This window comes from Xanthomonas sp. LMG 12461, from assembly GCF_009192935.1.
GTDB classification, from domain to species: domain Bacteria; phylum Pseudomonadota; class Gammaproteobacteria; order Xanthomonadales; family Xanthomonadaceae; genus Xanthomonas_A; species Xanthomonas_A sontii.
This window is the reverse complement of record NZ_NQYT01000070.1, coordinates 33,861-50,229: the sequence shown is the minus strand read 5'-3', so window position 1 is coordinate 50,229 and position 16,369 is coordinate 33,861. Positions and strand designations below refer to the sequence as shown.

General features: G+C 71.2%; 15 protein-coding genes. 5 read left to right on the top strand and 10 right to left on the bottom strand.

Annotation, left to right across the window (positions count from 1 at the left end):
- Positions 1 to 20: 20 nt before the first annotated feature.
- Together CEK68_RS17495 and prmA are read right to left on the bottom strand one after the other, a co-directional pair.
- Entirely contained in the window at positions 21 to 467 is a 447-nt protein-coding gene (locus CEK68_RS17495; protein ID WP_152240151.1) for a helix-turn-helix domain-containing protein, read from the bottom strand.
- An 86-nt stretch (positions 468 to 553) separates the two neighbouring features.
- A complete protein-coding gene (gene prmA / locus CEK68_RS17490; protein ID WP_017908171.1) occupies positions 554 to 1,474 on the bottom strand; it encodes a 50S ribosomal protein L11 methyltransferase in 921 nt (306 codons plus the stop codon).
- Between the two features lie 426 nt (positions 1,475 to 1,900).
- Here prmA and CEK68_RS17485 point away from each other — a divergent pair, with 426 nt between their 5' ends.
- Positions 1,901 to 2,827, top strand: coding sequence for a hypothetical protein (locus CEK68_RS17485; RefSeq protein WP_152240150.1), 927 nt, complete (start codon positions 1,901 to 1,903; stop codon positions 2,825 to 2,827).
- Positions 2,824 to 3,180: a hypothetical protein gene (locus CEK68_RS17480; protein WP_017911500.1), complete on the top strand. Its 357-nt coding sequence runs from the start codon at positions 2,824 to 2,826 to the stop codon at positions 3,178 to 3,180. Before CEK68_RS17485 ends, CEK68_RS17480 begins: the two co-directional genes overlap by 4 nt.
- 261 nt (positions 3,181 to 3,441) lie before the next feature.
- On the opposite strand, the gene accC is transcribed toward CEK68_RS17480, so the two are convergent.
- The 4 genes from accC to aroQ form a co-directional block, all read right to left on the bottom strand.
- On the bottom strand, positions 3,442 to 4,809 hold the full coding sequence (gene accC / locus CEK68_RS17475; protein WP_017911501.1) for an acetyl-CoA carboxylase biotin carboxylase subunit: 1,368 nt from the start codon (positions 4,807 to 4,809) through the stop codon (positions 3,442 to 3,444).
- Between the two features lie 54 nt (positions 4,810 to 4,863).
- On the bottom strand, positions 4,864 to 5,241 hold the full coding sequence (locus CEK68_RS17470) for a four helix bundle protein (RefSeq protein ID WP_026143397.1): 378 nt from the start codon (positions 5,239 to 5,241) through the stop codon (positions 4,864 to 4,866).
- 17 nt (positions 5,242 to 5,258) lie between these two features.
- Positions 5,259 to 5,741, bottom strand: coding sequence for an acetyl-CoA carboxylase biotin carboxyl carrier protein (accB, locus tag CEK68_RS17465; protein ID WP_148827977.1), 483 nt, complete (start codon positions 5,739 to 5,741; stop codon positions 5,259 to 5,261).
- 92 nt (positions 5,742 to 5,833) lie between these two features.
- Entirely contained in the window at positions 5,834 to 6,280 is a 447-nt protein-coding gene (gene aroQ, locus CEK68_RS17460) for a type II 3-dehydroquinate dehydratase (protein ID WP_019801847.1), read from the bottom strand.
- Positions 6,281 to 6,591: 311 nt separating this feature from the next.
- On the opposite strand from aroQ, the gene CEK68_RS17455 reads away from it, so the two are divergent.
- Together CEK68_RS17455 and CEK68_RS17450 are read left to right on the top strand one after the other, a co-directional pair.
- On the top strand, positions 6,592 to 8,547 hold the full coding sequence (locus CEK68_RS17455) for a beta-N-acetylglucosaminidase domain-containing protein (RefSeq protein WP_152240149.1): 1,956 nt from the start codon (positions 6,592 to 6,594) through the stop codon (positions 8,545 to 8,547).
- Between the two features lie 428 nt (positions 8,548 to 8,975).
- On the top strand, positions 8,976 to 10,373 hold the full coding sequence (locus CEK68_RS17450; protein WP_152240148.1) for an FAD/NAD(P)-binding protein: 1,398 nt from the start codon (positions 8,976 to 8,978) through the stop codon (positions 10,371 to 10,373).
- A 234-nt stretch (positions 10,374 to 10,607) separates the two neighbouring features.
- On the opposite strand, the gene CEK68_RS17445 is transcribed toward CEK68_RS17450, so the two are convergent.
- The 4 genes from CEK68_RS17445 to CEK68_RS17430 form a co-directional block, all read right to left on the bottom strand.
- Positions 10,608 to 11,201, bottom strand: coding sequence for a TlpA disulfide reductase family protein (locus CEK68_RS17445; protein WP_148827983.1), 594 nt, complete (start codon positions 11,199 to 11,201; stop codon positions 10,608 to 10,610).
- A complete protein-coding gene (locus tag CEK68_RS17440) occupies positions 11,198 to 13,492 on the bottom strand; it encodes a protein-disulfide reductase DsbD (RefSeq protein ID WP_152240147.1) in 2,295 nt (764 codons plus the stop codon). Before CEK68_RS17440 ends, CEK68_RS17445 begins: the two co-directional genes overlap by 4 nt.
- 4 nt (positions 13,493 to 13,496) lie before the next feature.
- Positions 13,497 to 13,829: a divalent-cation tolerance protein CutA gene (cutA, locus tag CEK68_RS17435; protein ID WP_017907317.1), complete on the bottom strand. Its 333-nt coding sequence runs from the start codon at positions 13,827 to 13,829 to the stop codon at positions 13,497 to 13,499.
- 147 nt (positions 13,830 to 13,976) lie between these two features.
- On the bottom strand, positions 13,977 to 15,755 hold the full coding sequence (locus CEK68_RS17430; RefSeq protein WP_152240146.1) for an endonuclease: 1,779 nt from the start codon (positions 15,753 to 15,755) through the stop codon (positions 13,977 to 13,979).
- 280 nt (positions 15,756 to 16,035) lie between these two features.
- Between CEK68_RS17430 and CEK68_RS17425 the strand changes: the two genes are divergently transcribed.
- Positions 16,036 to 16,323 carry a co-chaperone GroES gene (locus tag CEK68_RS17425; RefSeq protein ID WP_010340979.1) on the top strand — a complete coding sequence of 96 codons (288 nt, stop codon included), beginning with the start codon at positions 16,036 to 16,038 and terminating at the stop codon, positions 16,321 to 16,323.
- Positions 16,324 to 16,369 lie beyond the last annotated feature (46 nt).

Below are 16,369 nucleotides of genomic sequence, written 5' to 3'. Positions count from 1 at the left end.
GCGAGGGTCCCGCGGCGTGCTCAGCGCGACTTGCGGGTGTCGAGCAGGTCCAGCAAGCCGGCGCGCTGACGCGGACTCAGGCTGTCGAAGCGCTCCAGCAGGCGCAGTTGCTGGTCGGTGAACTGGTAGTGGTTGGGCAGCTCGCCGATGGCCGCGGCGTCCGCCGCCATCGGTTCGCCGAACACGCGCTCGCCACGGCCGGTGGCCAGGTACTCGAAATGCAGCCCGCTGCGGCGGGCCAGGGCGATCAGGTGCTCCAGCGCCGGCGCGGTGCCTTCGGCCATTTCCCACTGCGCCACGGCGCTGCGGGTCACGCCCAGGTCCAGCGCCAGGGCCTCCTGGGTGAGGCCGGTGAGCTTGCGCGCTTCGCGCACCCGTTCGTACAGCTTGCTGTTCACACGCACCTCCGCAGGGGAGGCGAGATATAGCCGCGCCGGCCAATGCGCTTGGTTCGCAGCGCTGTCCATTAGTGAAATGTTAGCGATACTGTCCTTGGCGCAATGGGCCGGCTGGCCTTGAGGTGGGCCACGCCGCGGCATGGCCGTGCCCCGGTTCAATCCCGGCGCACGCCGTCGATGCGCATCCAGTCGCCGTCCTGTTCGGTGCGCAGTTGGGCGAACCACGGGGCGTAGCGCTGCAGCAGCTCCTGTTCCTGGCCATGCAGGATGCCGGACAGGGCGATGCGCCCGCCCGGCGCCACGCGCGCGGCCAGGGTCGGCGCCAGCGCATCCAGCGCCGAGGCGAGGATGTTGGCCACCACCACCGGATAGGTGGCCGCCGGTTCGTCGGCCGGCAGGTACACGGCCAGGCGCTCGCCCACCGCATTGCGCTCGGCGTTGTCGTGGCTGGCCAGCAGCGCCTGCGGGTCGTTGTCCACGCCCACCGCGGCGGCGGCGCCCAGCTTCAGCGCGGCCAGCGCCAGGATGCCCGAGCCGCAGCCGAAATCGAGCACGCGCGCCTGCGCCAGGACGCCGTCGGTGGCCAGCGCATCCAGCCAGCGCAGGCACAGCGCGGTGGTCGGGTGGGTGCCGGAGCCGAACGCCAGGCCCGGGTCCAGGCGCACCACGGCGGCATCGGCGCCGCTGGCGTCTTCGGGCAGTTCATGGTTCCACGGCACGATGAAGGTGCGCGCGCCGAAGCGCATCGGCTGGAACTGGTCCAGCCAGGCCCGTTCCCAGTCCTGGTCGTCGACCTTGCGGAAGGTGGCCTGGGTCCAGTCCAGCCCGGGGTCGAACGCCTCCAGCGCGGCCAGCAGCACCAGCGCGTCCTGCTCCTCGGGGAACAGCGCGGTGAGCACCAGCGTGCCCCACAGCGGGGTCTCGCCCACGCCCGGTTCCAGGATCGCGCGTTCGTTGCTGGTGTCGGCGTCGGCATCGAGCAGGGTCACCGCCAGCGCGCCGACATCCTCCAGCGCGGTCTCGTAGCGGGGCTGGGTGGCGTCGGTGCAGCGCAGGGTCAGTTCGAGGAACGGCATCGGTCGATGGGGCAATCATGGGAAGCGCGCATCTTAGACGGGCGGCGGGCGTCGCGCTGGAGGCTGTCTTGCGGCGGAGCGGGGTACGGCACGCATTTCGGCCGGTTGCGAACCACCTCCAGCCGGCGCCGTTCGGAATGCGACACGCGACGGCGGTACGCGGCGTCGCGCTGGCCGCACCGGGCCGAACAGGCCCAGCAATGCGTTCGGACGCTGCCGGGCCAGCACCGGCACTGCGATCTGCACCGCGCCGCCCGTGACGCCGTGCCGTTCGTCCGTGCCGCCGGTCCGCACGTCCATGCGCCGGGATCGCGGCATGCATTTGGCGCATGCCGCGGCCGTGGCCTGGGGTAGACTGCCGGCTCGCAGCGGCCGGGCGACAGGGGGTCCGGCTGCGCTTCTGCCCGTGGTCCGGCTCTTTCGCGCATGCCCGTCGTGTCCCGTCCAACCTGGCTGTTGCTGGCGCCCGCCGCGCTGTTGCTGGGCGTGGTCGCCTATCGCGTGCTGTCGCTGCCGGCTGCACCGGCGGCGTCCGTGCCGGCGACCGCGGTGGCGGCCGCTGCCTACCCCGCATCCGCCGCGCCGGCCACGGCGTCGCGCCAGGCGTCGGCGCCTGCGCGCCTGCGTGAGGAGAAGGAGGGCGAACACAGTGCCGACCTCTACCGCGCCGCGCAGCAACTGTCGATCGCCGCCGCGCACGGCGACCCCGAGGCGTCCTGGCGGCTCAGCCGCATCTACGACTACTGCGCCGGCTATGCGATGGACCCGGTCGGCTACGGGGCCGATACCCGCGCCATCGCCGATGCGCGCCTGCCGACCTCGGCGCAGATGGTGCAGGCGCGCGCCCGCGTCGGCCGCCGCTGCGCCGGCTTCGCGCCCGGCGACGGCCTGACCCGCCAGGCCATCGTCGCCCAGCGCGTGCAGGCCGCGCGCGGCGGCAACCTGGCCGCCGAAGCGGCGCTGCTGGCGCTGGGCCAGCCGTTGCATGCCGGCGCCGAGTACAAGCGCGATCTGGTCGCGCGGGTGCGCGCCTCCGGCGATCCCGATGCCTACGTGGCGTTGTCGCCGGCGATGGGCTTGGCCGCCAGCGGCGACGACAGCCTGGACGGGCGCGTGGCCGGCACCCAGTTTTCCGAATTGGCCTGGCAGTTGGCCGCCTGCAGGCTGGGATTGGATTGCGGCCCGGACAGCGAGTTGATGACCCGCTATTGCGCCAACGGCGGGATCTGCTCGCGCGACCCCACGCAGGACTTCAGCAGTTTTGTTTACGACGCCGCGGTGCCGCGGCAAGGCACGGACACGATGAACGACATGGTCAATCGACTGGTGGACAGCAAGGGAGCAGGCTCATGAATTACCGGCGATGGCTGCACGGCGCCAAATTCTGGTTCTGGGTCCTGGCCTTCGTCGCCTATTCGGCGGCGGCGGCGGGCCTGTTGCTGATCGACACCGCCGAGCAGCGCTACCGCGGCCTGTCCAAGGTCGAACTGACCACCGCGCACGCCGCGCCGGACGTGCGCCGCGCCGGCGCCGCGCAGGTGGCGGCGATCTACCGCGCCAACAGCGGCATGCCCTTCTCCACCCTGGCCCCGGGCAGCACCTTCCAGATCGTCTGGCCGGACGGCTCCACCGAGACGGTGATGATCGTCAGCCCGACCTCGAGCCTGGGCGTGGAGCCGGTGGCGGGAACCCAGCAGGGGAAGTAGCCGGGAGTGGGGAACCGGGAATGGGGAATCGCAAGAGCGGGTTCCCGGCCCCTCATTGCACTGCGCGGTGGTTGTCGCAACGATGTCGGCGACGGGCGCCGACGCGCTACGTCGAGGCCATTCGCTCCCGGGGCCTATTCGTTCCGCCCCGATCCCGTGGTGCTTAGGCGAGCGCGCTAGCGAGGTCGCGGCCTTCACCGTCGAAAATCATCGGGAGCCGGCACTGCCGATTCCCGATTCCCGTTTCCCCATTCCCGGCTGTCAAACCAACGCAATCGACTTGTTCTTGCGCTCGGCCAGACGCTTTTCCAGGTAGTGGATGTTCTGGCCGCCGGCCTGGAAGCCCTTGTCGCGCATGATCCGCTGCTGCAGCGGGATGTTGGTCTTGATGCCGTCCACCACCATCTCGCTCAGCGCCACGCGCATGCGCGCGATCGCGGTCTCGCGGTCGGGGCCGTGCACGATCAGCTTGCCGATCATCGAGTCGTAGTTCGGCGGCACCTTGTAGCCGCTGTAGATGTGCGTGTCCACGCGCACGCCGGGGCCGCCGGGCGGGTGGAAGCCGGTGATCAGGCCCGGGTTGGGCATGAAGGTTTCCGGGTCCTCGGCGTTGATGCGGCACTCGATCGCATGGCCGCGCAGGACGATGTCCTTCTGCTTGATGCTGAGCTTGTGCCCGGCGGCGATGCGCAGCTGCTCGCAGACCAGGTCGATGCCGGTGATGCGCTCGGTGACCGGATGCTCCACCTGGATGCGCGTGTTCATTTCGATGAAGTAGAAGCGCCCGTTCTCGAACAGGAACTCGAAGGTGCCGGCGCCGCGGTAGCCGATGCGGATGCAGGCGTCCACGCAGACCTTGCCGATCTCGTTGCGCAGTTCCTCGGTGATGCCCGGCGCCGGCGCTTCCTCCACCACCTTCTGGTGGCGGCGCTGCATCGAGCAGTCGCGCTCGCCCAGGTGGATGGCGCCGCCCTGGCCATCGGCCAGCACCTGGATCTCCACATGGCGCGGGTTCTCCAGGAACTTCTCCATGTACACCTGGTCGTTGCTGAAGGCGGCCTTGGCCTCGGACTTGGTGGTCTCGATCGCGGCCTTCAGCGCGGCCTCCGAATGCACCACGCGCATGCCGCGGCCGCCGCCGCCGCCGGCGGCCTTGATGATCACCGGGTAGCCGATCTCGCGGGCGATCTTGGTGTTGGCGACGATGTCCTCGCCCAGCGGGCCGCCGGAGCCGGGCACGCACGGCACGCCGGCGGCCTTCATCGCGCGGATCGCCTCGACCTTGTCGCCCATCAGGCGGATGGTGTCGGCCTTGGGCCCGATGAAGATGAAGCCGGACTGCTCCACGCGCTCGGCGAAGTCGGCGTTCTCCGACAGGAAGCCGTAGCCGGGGTGGATGGCCTGGGCATCGGTGACCTCGGCCGCGGCGATCAGCGCCGGGATGTTGAGGTAGCTCTCCGAGGAGGGCGCCGGGCCGATGCACACCGACTCGTCGGCCATGGCCACGTGCTTGAGGTTGCGGTCCACGGTGGAATGCACCGCGACCGTGCGGATGCCGAGCGTATGGCACGCGCGCAGGATGCGCAGCGCGATTTCGCCGCGATTGGCGATGACGACTTTATCGAGCATGGGAAGGCCGGGAATTGGGAATGGAGAATCGGGAATGGAGGACGGCGTGCATCGTCAATCTCCGCGCTTGCTCAGAACATTCATCAATGCGGTCAGTTTGGCGAAGATCGTATCGATCAATCCGTCGAGTGCCGCGATGTCGGAGGTGTAGTCGAGCCGGCGCGCGATCTGCAGGTGCGTGCTGGCCTCGGACAGCGAGCCACGTGCGATCGACAGAAAACGCAGGTATTCGGGAGTGGAGCGGCGTGCCGCGCCTTCGGCGATGTTGGCGGGAATGCTGACCGCTGCGCGGCGCAGCTGCGCCGTCAGCCCGAAACGTTCCGTCGCCGGAAACGTCTCGGAGAGGCGGTAGATCATTTCCACCAGATCCATGGAGTCACGCCAGACGTCGAGCCGCTCGTGCGGTCGCTTTGACGATTCCCCATTCTCCACTCCCGATTCCCGGCGTCTCAGCCAATCACAAACAACGGCTGATCGAACTCCACCGGCTGGCCGCTTTCGCCCAGGATCGCGACGATGGTGCCGGAGACGTCGGCTTCGATCGGGTTGAACATCTTCATCGCCTCGATGATCGCCAGGGTCTCGCCGGCCTTGACCGCCTGGCCGACGCTGACGAAGGCCGGCTTGTCCGGGGCCGGCGAGGTGTAGAAGGTGCCGACCATCGGCGCGCGCAGCACGTGGCCCTCGGGCAGGGCGTTGCCGGGCTTGGCGCTGCCGCCGGTGGAGGCCTCGGTGGGCGAGCTCATCGGCATCGGCGCGGCGGCGGCCGGTGCGGCCGCGGGGGCGGCGGCCACGTACTGCGGCGCGCTGGCGGTCATGCCCTTGGGGGTGCGCGCCAGGCGCACGCTTTCCTCGCCTTCCTTGATCTCGATCTCGGCGAGATTCGATTCTTCCAGCAGGTCGATCAGTTTCTTGATTTTGCGGAGATCCATAACGGCCTCGTGAGGTGACTTTGAAAAAGACCGGGCGCGCGGCCCGGGGACTCAGACGGGGGTGTGCGGTGCCGGTTGGGCGTGGGCGCGGCTCATGCGGCCGCTCCCAGGCGGGTCAGCGCCGCGTCCATCGCGTAGCGGTAGCTGTCGGCGCCGAAGCCGCAGACCACGCCGACCGCGTGGTCGCTGAAATAGCTGTGGTGGCGGAACGGCTCGCGGCTGTGCGGGTTGGACAGGTGGATCTCGATGAACGGGATCGCCACCGCCGCCAGCGCGTCGCGCAGCGCCACCGAGGTATGGGTGAAGGCCGCCGGGTTGATCAGGATGAAGGCGGTGCCGTCGCCGCGCGCGGCCTGCACCCGGTCCACCAGCACGTGCTCGGCGTTGGACTGCAGGCTCTCCAGCGCGTGGCCGGCGGCGCTGGCCTGGGCCAGCAGCGCGGCATCGATCTGCGCCAGGGTGGCATGGCCGTACACGCCCGGCTCGCGGGTGCCGAGCAGGTTGAGGTTGGGGCCATGCAGCAGCAGCAGTCGCGCCATGGGGAACAAAGCAGCGGAAAGGGCGGCAGTCTGCGCGAAGCCGGCATTGCTGTCCAGTTCGGCGAAGTTGCGGGTGTTTTAAACAAATGTTTGATTTTTCGCCGGTCTGCGTCGCGTCAGCGCAGGCATGGCGGGCGGGCAACGGGCCGCGCCACTGCCTGCGGTTATGTCGCATCTTGTGCGGGCCATGCAAGTGTCGCCGCAGCATGGGACGGCCACATTGCAGCGCCATCGCCACCGCGCGTCGACGCGTCGGCGGAAGTGGTATATACCATTTCAAAATCACTGAAATACCAGTCGAGGGTAGGCGCATGCGAACCGAGCGTATTGGCCGTTGTGGCCTTGGCCGCCACATCCTGGCGTTCGCGCTGCTGGCCGGGGCGACCGCGCCCGCGCTGGCGGCGGCGCCGGCCACCCTGCCGGCGGTGTACCCGACGCCGACCGCGCTGCGCCTGCTCGGGCCGGAGCTGCCGCTGGGGCCGTCGGTGGTGCTGGTGCAGGCCGGCAAGACCGACCCGGCCACCGACGCGCTGGTGCGCGCGGTGTTGCGCGAGGCCGGGGTTTCCCGCATCCGCCGCGCCGGCACGCTGCCGCACGACCCGCAGGCGGTGTCGGTGGTGCTCGGCACCGTCGACGCGGCGCCGGTGCGCGATGCGCTGGCCGCCGTCGACCTGGACGTGCCGGAACGCGCGGAAGGCTATGCGCTGGGCAGCGTGGCCAGCGGCGGTGGCACGTTGATCGTGCTGGCCGGCCGCGACGACGCCGGCCTGTACCACGCGGCGCAGACCTTCCGGCAACTGGTCGCGCACGGACGCATCGCCTCGGTGGCGGTGACCGACGCGCCGGCGATGCCGGTGCGCGGCACGATCGAGGGTTTCTACGGCAAACCCTGGAGCATGGCCGAGCGCGCCGCGCACCTGGCGTTCCTGGCGCGGTTCAAGGCCAACACCTACATCTACAGTCCGAAGGACGACGCCTTCGCGCGCGATCGCTGGCGCGCGCCGTACCCGGCGGCCACGCTGGCGGCGCTGGGCAAGCTGGCCGCGGTGGCCAATCGCGAGCACATCAACTTCGTCTACGCGCTCTCGCCGGGGCCGTCGATCTGCTACAGCGATGCGGCCGACCTGCAGGCGATCCGGCGCAAGTTCGCCGCGCTGCGCGCGCGCGGGGTGCGCAGCTTCTACATCGCCTTCGACGACATCGAATACACCAAGTGGAACTGCCCCGGCGACGCCACCGCATTCGGCGCGGCCGGCGAGCAGGCCGCGGCCACCGCGCAGGCGCGGCTGCTCAACGCGGTGCAGGCGGACATCGCCGCGGCCGGCCACGGCGCGCTGATCATGGTGCCGACCGAGTACTTCAACGTCACCGAGTCGCCGTACAAGGCGACGCTACGCAAGGCGCTGGATCCGCGCGTGGTGGTGCAGTGGACCGGCACCGACGTGGTCCCCGCGTCGATCTCGGTCAGCGATGCGAAGAACGCGACCAAGGCGTTCGGGCGCAAGACCCTGCTGTGGGACAACTATCCAGTCAACGACTTCGCCGAGACCGCCGGGCGCCTGCTGCTGGCGCCGTACGACCGCCGCCAGGCCGGGCTGTCGGCGGAGCTGAGCGGCATCGTGTCCAACCCGATGAACCAGGAAGTGGCCAGCCGGCCGGCAGTGGCCGGGCTGCTGGCCTTCGCCTGGAACGACCGCGGCTACGACGCGCCGCGCACCTGGCGCGCGGCCGCGCGCGACCTGGCCGGCGGCGATGTGCAGGTGGCCGACGCGCTGCTGACCTTCTTCGACACCCAGCACCTGGCGCCGACCTTCGGCCATCTGCCCTGGCAGCCGCAGGCGCCGCGGCTCAAGGGGCTGATCGACGCCGCCCGCGACGCGCTGGCCGATGGCGATCCGGCCGCCCGCAGTGCGGCGCTGGCCGCGCTCGGCCGGGCGGCCGACGACCTGGCCGCGGCACCGCAGCGCATCCGTGCCGGCGCCACCACCGGCGCGTTCGTGGCCGAGGCGGCGCCGTGGCTGGACGCGACCGCGCTGTGGGGCCGCGCGCTGCGCCTGAGCGTGGACGGGCTGAACCAGGCGCTGGCCGGCGATCCGGCGGCCCAGCAAGCCTTCGCCACCGCCGGGCAACTCGCCGCGCAGGCCGCGGCGATTCCCTCCATTCCCGGCGCGACCCGTTTCGGCGGCCCGGTCAAGGTCGCCGACGGCGTGCTCGACACCTTCGTCGCCGACGCGCCCGGCCTGGTGCAGCGTCCGCCGGCGCGTTAGCGCCCGGATCGGCGCACCACGGCGCTCCTTGCCGACGGCTCACCTGTTGCGTGGCACACGCCGGGTCCGGCGCGGCACCTTGCCGATGCGGCCCGCGCAGTGTCCGACACGAGGCGGCGGACGGCGTCGTTGCCGGCGAGAACGCGCGGAGCTTGATCGGCCCCGTGGCGACGCCGCGCGAGGAGGCCGCAGCCGCGAGCCGCGAGGGTGGCGGCGTCGGTACGTGCCGGCCCAGCGCTTCTGTGTCTGCCGCGGCGTCAGCGGCCTTCGGCTCGGCCTTGCCGATCGCCGTGCAGCCTGGCTCATGGACATCGCCCATGTGCTGATGCCGCATTGCCATGGCGATCTGCGCACGCATTAACCGAGGGTTTACACCTCCGGCGGACATCCCGGGCACAAAGAACGCCCGACCGGCCAAGGTGCGAGCCATGCGAATTGCGATCATCGGCGCAGGATTCTGCGGCAACGCGCTGGCCGCAACGCTGGCCAGGCAGGGCGCCGCCCGCCACATCACCCTGGTCGGCGTGGCCGACACCTACGGCCGCGGCATCGCCTACGGTGCGGCGCGGCCGGAACACGTGTTGAACGTGCGCGCCAAGGACCTGGGCGTGGATCCGCAGGAGCCGGGCGGCTTCGCCGACGCCCTGCAGCTGGATGCCGCGCAACGCCTGCAGTTCCTGCCGCGGCTGCTGTACGGCCGCTACCTGCAGCAGCACCTGGACGATGCGCTGGCGGCGTCGCCGGTCGAGGTGGCGCGGGTGAGCGAGGAGGCGGTGGCGGTGGAGCGCGATCCCGACGGCTTCCGCCTGTTCCTGGCCAATGGCGAGGCCGTGGTCGCCGACGTGGTGGTGCTGGCGATCGGCGCGCTGCCGCCGGCGGCGCTGCCGGGCATCGGCCCGCGCCTGGCGGTGCATCGCCGCTACATCGGTTGGCCGTGGCAGGACGGCGTGCTGGACGAGGTGCCGCCGCAGGCGCGGCTGTTGCTGGTCGGCACCGGCCTGACCATGGCCGATGTGGCCTTGACCCTGCGTCGGCGCGGACACCGCGGCCCGATCACCGCGCTGTCGCGGCGCGGCCTGGCGCCGCAGGCGCACCTGGCGGTGCCGGGCGCGCCGGTGAGCCTGCCGCCCAGCGTCGTGCAGGCGCTGCGCAGCCACGACCTGCGCGGTCTGGTGCGCAGCCTGCGCCAACTGACCACGGTGGTGGAGGACTGGCGCTGCGTGGTGGATGCGCTGCGTCCGCACCTGCAGCCGTTCTGGCAAGGCTTGGCGCCGGCGGCGCGCGCCCGCTTCCTGCGCCACCTGCGGCCGTATTGGGAAGCGGCGCGGCATCGGCTGGCGCCGGCCGCGGCGGCCGCGCTGGCGCAACTGCAGGCGCAGGGCCAGCTGCGCATCCGCGCCGGGCGCCTGCTGCGCGCGCGGCTGGGCGAAACCGCGGTGGAAGCGGTGATCCGCGATCGCGCCAGCAGCAACGCGCGCACCGAGGACTTCGACGTGCTGATCCGCGCCACCGGGCTGGACACCGACGTCGCCCGCACCAGCCATCCGCTGGTCGCCACGATGCGCGACGCCGGCCTGCTGCAGGCCGATCCGCTGGGCCTGGGGCTGCAGGTGGACGAGCGCCTGCGGGTGCGCGACGGCAGCGGCCATCCGGTCGCCGGGCTGTACTGCATCGGGCCGCTGCTGCGTGGCGTGCTGTGGGAGATCACCGCGGTGCCGGAACTGCGCACCGCCGCGCAGCGCCTGGCCGAGGAGCTGGCGACGCTGGCGCAGGTGCGGACCGGGAATGGCAGTGTTGGCGAAGCACGCCAGCGGCAGGCGTTCTAGCGGACTGATCCGGTGCGGCGTGGACGTGGCGTGGGAGGCAACTCTCACGACGCTGCAGTGCGCTTTCCCGATAATGCAATGCGTCGGGACTGACGTCCCTCCCACAGTGCACCCGGCAGGCTCGCCGCAAGCCGCTTGGGAGGCGCGAGGTGAGTCGCGACAGCGCTATCGGCAATGCGTCGCCGACGCGGACGTCGCTCCCACAAGGGCGCGCATCGGCGGCTGGCTCGCCGGCTACTGCGTCGGCTGCGCGCCGCCGCCCACCCAGCCCTCCACTTCGCCCGGCGCGAACGGGCCGAGCTTCTGCCTGACGATGCGGCCGTCGGCGTCGATCAGCACGCTGTACGGCAGCAGGCCCTGGGTGTCGCCCAGGCGCACGCTGGCGTCGGCCGGGCCGGGCGTCTCCAGCGCGATCGGGTAGCCGATCGGCACTCGCTGCAGGAAGGCGCGCACGTCTTCGGCACGGTCCAGGGCGATGCCCAGCACCTGCAGGCCGTCGCTGGGTTGCGCGCGCGCCAGCCGGTCCAGTTCCGGCATCTCGCGCACGCAGGGTTCGCACCAGCTCGCCCACACGTTGACCAGCAGCGGCCGGCCGCGGAACTGCGCCAGGGTCAGGTGGCCGCCGTCGAGCGTGGGCAGGCGCAGCGCCGGGGCGGGATCGCCCGGGCGCGCCGCGGCGACCGGCGGCGCGGCCGCATGGCCGCTGGCCGTGGCGGACGTTGCCGGGGCCAGCGCCGGCGTCCGCCGTTCCCACCAGTGCGCCGCCGCCACGCCGAGCACCGCCGCCACCGCGGCGACCGCCAGCAGGCGCGCGCTGGCGGGGGTCATCGCGCCGCGCGCAGCAGGGCGTCCTCGACCACCGCCTGGCTCAGCACCGGCGGCAGTACCGTCGGCGGCGCGCCGGGGCCGTAGACCACGTACAGCGGCACGCCCACCGCCTTGTGCTCGGCGAGGAAGGCGCTGATGCGCGGATCCTCGTTGGTCCAGTCGCCCTTCATGTACACCGCGTCCACCCGCTTGATGGTGTCGCGGAACGCGTCGCTGTCGAACACGTTGCGTTCGTTGGCCTTGCAGGTGACGCACCAGTCGGCGGTCATGTTGACGAACACCACGCGGTTGTCGGTGCGCAGGCGGTCGAGCATCTGCGGCGAATAGGCCACGGTGTTGCGCTCGACGCTGGCGCTGGGCGGCGGCAGCCGGGTCACGCCCCAGGCCGGCACCAGCGCGGCCAGCAGCAGCAGGGCGGCCAGGCGCATGCCGGTCTTGTGGTCGCGCCAGCGCGCGCGCTCGAACCACCACAGGCCCAGCGCCAGCAGGGTGGCGCCGATCAGCAGCAGCGCCACCGCGTCCACGCCGCGCTGCTTGCCCAGCACCCACAGCAGCCAGATCGCGCTCAGGTACATCGGGAACGCCAGCACCTGCTTGAGCGTTTCCATCCACGCGCCCGGCTTGGGCAGACGCCTGGCCAGCGACGGCACGAAGCCGATCAGCAGGAACGGCAGCGCCAGGCCCAGGCCCAGGGTCAGGAACACCAGCATCGCCGCCGCCGCCGGCGCGGTCAGCGCATAGCCCAGCGCCGGGCCCATGAACGGGCCGATGCAGGCGCTGGACACCACGCAGGCCAGCACGCCGGTGAAGAAGTCGCCGACCGGGCCGCTGCGCGTGGACAGCGACTGGCCGACGCCACCGAGGTTGGCGCTGAGGGTGAACACGCCCGACAGGCTCAGCCCGACCACGAACATCAGGTACACCAGCACCGCGACGAAGCCCGGGCGCTGCAACTGGAAGCCCCACAGCAGCCGCGCGGCCACGGCGATGCCGCCGACCACGGCGAAGGAGGCGAGCACGCCCAGCGTGTACCACAGCGCATGGCTGCGGGCGCGGCCGCGGCTCTCGCCGCTCTGCGCCAGGCCCAGCACCTTCAGCGACAGGATCGGCAGCACGCACGGCAGCAGGTTCAGCAGCAGGCCGCCGCCGAGCGCCAGCAGCAGGATCCACAGCAGGTTCTGCGTGGCCGGCGGCGGTGCGGCGCTGCGCGCGGCGTTGTGCGCCGAGGCGTCCGGCGTCGCCGGCAGCGCATCGGCGGCCGTGGCCGCGGCCGCGTCGTTGGCGTCGGCCTGGCGGCTGTCCAGCGGCGTCACCAGCAGCGGGCTGACCTCGGCCTGGTCGGCCGGGGTGACGGTGCCCTTGGGCAGCGCCAGCTTCACCCGCCGGGTCATCGGCGGGTAGCAGATGCCGTCGGTCTGGCAGCCCTGGAAGGTCGCCACCAGGGTCGCGGCGGTGGCGTCGGCGCGCTGGCGCTGCAGCGGCACGGTGACCTCGGTCTGGTCGAAGTACACCACCACGTTGCCGAAGTGTTCGTCCTGGTGCGAGCTACCCTTGGGCCAGCGCGGCATGCCGGTGCGGATGCCGGGCGCGCCCTCCAGCGCCAGCGCGGTGCGGTCGCGATACAGGTAATAGCCGGGCGCCGGGGTGAAGCGCAGCAGCAGGGTATTGCCGTCGCCGACGATGGCTTCGAACTGGAACGCCTGGTCCGAGGGCAGCGGCAGGCCCTGCACCGCCGCGGTGCCGGGGCCGGGACCGAACAGCGGCTTGGCCCCGTTGCCCGCGCCCGGGCCGCTGCCCGGCAGCCCGCCCGTCGCGGCCGGCGGCAGTGCCGGTGCGGGATCGGTGGCGGCCGTGGCGGCCGGCAGGGTCACCTCGAGCAGGCGCTTCTGCGGCGGATAGCACACGCCTGCATCGGCGCAGCCCTGGTAGCGCACCTCCAGCTGCACGCGGCTGGTGCCGGGATCGGCGATGCCGCTCTGCACCGCGTTCAGTTCGTCGCGGTAGGTCTCCACCTCGCCGAAGTACGGGTCGGTCTTCTTGTGGCCGGCCGGCAACTGCAGGGTCGGGTTGGGCTTGAAGCCGCCGATCACCTTCACCGCGATGCGGTGCCGGTACAGGTAGTAGCCCTTGGCGATGTCCCAGTGCAGCGCGATGCGGCCGCGTTCGGGCGCCTGCGCGCTCAGCGCGAAGGCCTGGTCCACCGGCAGCAGGTCCTTTTCGCTGATCGCCAGGGCGGGGAAGGCGGCCACGGCCAGCAGGCACAGGGCGGCGAGGCGGTGCAGCAGGGTCATCGGCTTACGGTTCCTCACGGGTTTCGGCATGCACCCACTGCAGGTAGGCCGGCAGGCCGCCGGCGACCTCGAGTTCGACCAGTTCGGGGACCTCGTACGGGTGCAACGCGCACAGCCGCTGCCGCAACGCGGGCAGGCGGTCGGCGGCGGTCTTGATCAGCAGCAGCACCTCCTCGCCCTGTTCCACCTCGCCTTGCCAGCGGTAGGTGGACTGCACGCCGGGCAGGCGGCTGACGCAGGCGGCCAGGCGTTCGTCGACCAGCGCCTGGGCGACCCGCGCGGCGCTGGCCGGATCGGGGCAGGTGCTGAGCAGCAAGCGGAGGGCGGGCGCGGACATGCGGCCGACAGTATAGGGATGCCGGCCGCGCTTTGGCGGCGCCGGCCGGTGGCCGGCGGCCGCGCATCCACAATCCCCGGCTTTTTAAGCAGCTAGATGGCTGATCATCCCCGCCCGCTGCAAATGCAGCGGGCGAGGCACCACGGCTCAGTTGAGCAACTGGCAACTGGCCGGCTTGGCGGAAGTGAACAGCGACGAGGTCGCCCACTCCGGGTGGTCGATGAACGGGTTGCGGTTGCCCTGGAAGCTGTAGATCACCTCGTTGCGGGCGCGCTCGGCGTCGTCCGGCGGATCCTGCTGGCTCCACGCGATCAGGGTCGACAGCAGGCCCATGTAGGCCGGCGAGGACGAGGTCTTGACGATCTTGCTGCGGTCGTCGGTCAGCTCCAGGTCCGGCTCGGACTGCCCGGTCTTGGCATCCACGCCACCCTCATAGCGGATCGCCATGTACATCACCGCACGCGCCATGTCGCCCTTGCGGTGGTCCCACACCTCGAAGGTGCCGCTGTTGCCGTCCGGGGTGCGCACCCAGTTGGAATTGCCCGGGTAGCGGCCGCTGCCGCCGCCGAAGCCGGCGTTGGCCTCGGTGGCGCGCTCGCCGCAGTTGCTGTCGCACTTGGCGTAGGGCTTGTTGCCGCGGTCGGCGTTCCAGGTGGCGTCGGTCAGGTACAGCATGTGGGTGTCGGTGTACGGCGCGTAGGGTAGGCCCTTGTTGCCGGTGGCGGTGCCGAAGCCCAGCGAGTTCGGCCAGCTGTGCTCGCGGTTGTACTTCAGGCCGCTGCCGCTGCCGGCACGGTCGGTGCCCTTGGCATAGCTGCGGTTGCGGTAGGCGTCGAGGACGCGCTGGCTGTTGTTCGGATCCTCGTCGGCGATCTCCAGGATGGCCCAGGTGTCGGTGCCGGAGCTGCTGCTGTACGGATAGACGGTGTGGCCCTTGATCGTCTCGTGCAGCGAGCAGCGCAGCTGGCTGGGGCTGGAGGTGTTGACCCGCGAGTAGTAGCTGCCGGCGCCATTGCCGCCGCCGCCCGAGCCGCTGGCGACGTTGAAGGCGACGCTGCGATCCTGCGCCGGATGCGCGCCGTCGGCATCGCTCACGCGTGCGGCGACGATGCTCAGGGTGCAGCTCTCGCCGGCCTTCAGCGCGGTGTTGGTGGACAGCGCGAACTGGGTGCCGCTGCTGGGGTAGGTCAGCGCCACGCTGCCGGACTGCTGGCAGCTCAGGCCGAACGCACCGCTGGCCAGGCTCACCGCCTCGCTGAAGGTCACCGCCAGGTCGCCGGCGGCGGGGAAGTCGGTGGCGCCCTGGGTCGGGGTGGTGGCGGTCACGGTCGGCGCGGCGTTGCTGCCGCCGCCGCCGGCGAAGGTCTGGCCGTTGTTGCAGGCGCCGAAGGTGCTGGTGGCGCTGTCGCTCCAGCTGAAGTCGGCCGCGGCGCTGCCGTTGCCGCGCAGCTGCAGCGAGGTGCCGGCCGGGGTGCTGTTGCTCTCGCTGACCGGCAGGTTCTGGCTGGTCATGCCCGCGGCGGGGCCGCCGCCGCCGGTGATGGCTCCCTCGTAGCTGAGGAACTGCACCACCTTGCCGTTGCCGTCGACCAGCGCCAGGCCGTCGTTGGGCCCGTTCTGGATGCCGTTGCTGGCGTAGCTGACGGTGGCGATGCGCACCTGCCCGCCGCAGCTGACCAGGTTGCCGGCCGGCACCGCGCTGTTGGCGTAGACGGCGGCCGACCCCGGGTTGCTGCCGTTGTACAGGTAGACGCGGTAGCCGCTCAGGCTCTCCCCGGCGGTGGCGACGATCTCCACGCCTTCGCCGGTGTCGCCGGCGGCGGTGGCATCGTCGTAATGCAATTCATTGATGAATACGGCGGCCTGGGCCGGCCCGGCAAGGGCGAGCAGGCAGGCCAGCGGCAGCGCAACGGCGGATGGCTTCATCGACAACTCCTTTTGGTGACGGATCCCCCCATGGGTCCGCGCTCAGCCTAGCCTGCCTCTGTGACACTGTGACGGGATTCGGTCACTGCTTGCCACCGAATGCACGTTCCTGGCAAAAATTTTTTGCCTCCCGCCCTTGAAAGCCCCGGCCGCGGCACTACATCAGGCGCATCCCGGCGCTACCGGGTTTTTTCGCGAGCGTTGCTGGCAGTCGTCATGGGCGAGTGCTAACATCGCCGGCCTTTCCTAGACCAATCAATCACTTAAGAGGTCTCACTCAATGAGCATCAAGCCGCTTCACGACCGCGTCGTAGTCAAGCCGATCGAAGCCGACGAAATCTCCGCCGGCGGCATCGTGATCCCGGATTCGGCCAAGGAAAAGTCCACCAAGGGTGAAGTTGTGGCCGTCGGCGCCGGCAAGCCGCTGGACAACGGCAGCGTGCGCGCCCCGGCCCTGAAGGTCGGCGACAAGGTCATCTACGGCCAGTACGCCGGTTCCAGCTACAAGGCCGAAGGCGTCGAGTACAAGGTGCTGCGCGAAGACGACGTTCTGGCGATCGTCGGCTAAGAGCGCCGCCGATCGCGGGAATCGGGAATGGTGAATCGGGAATCGG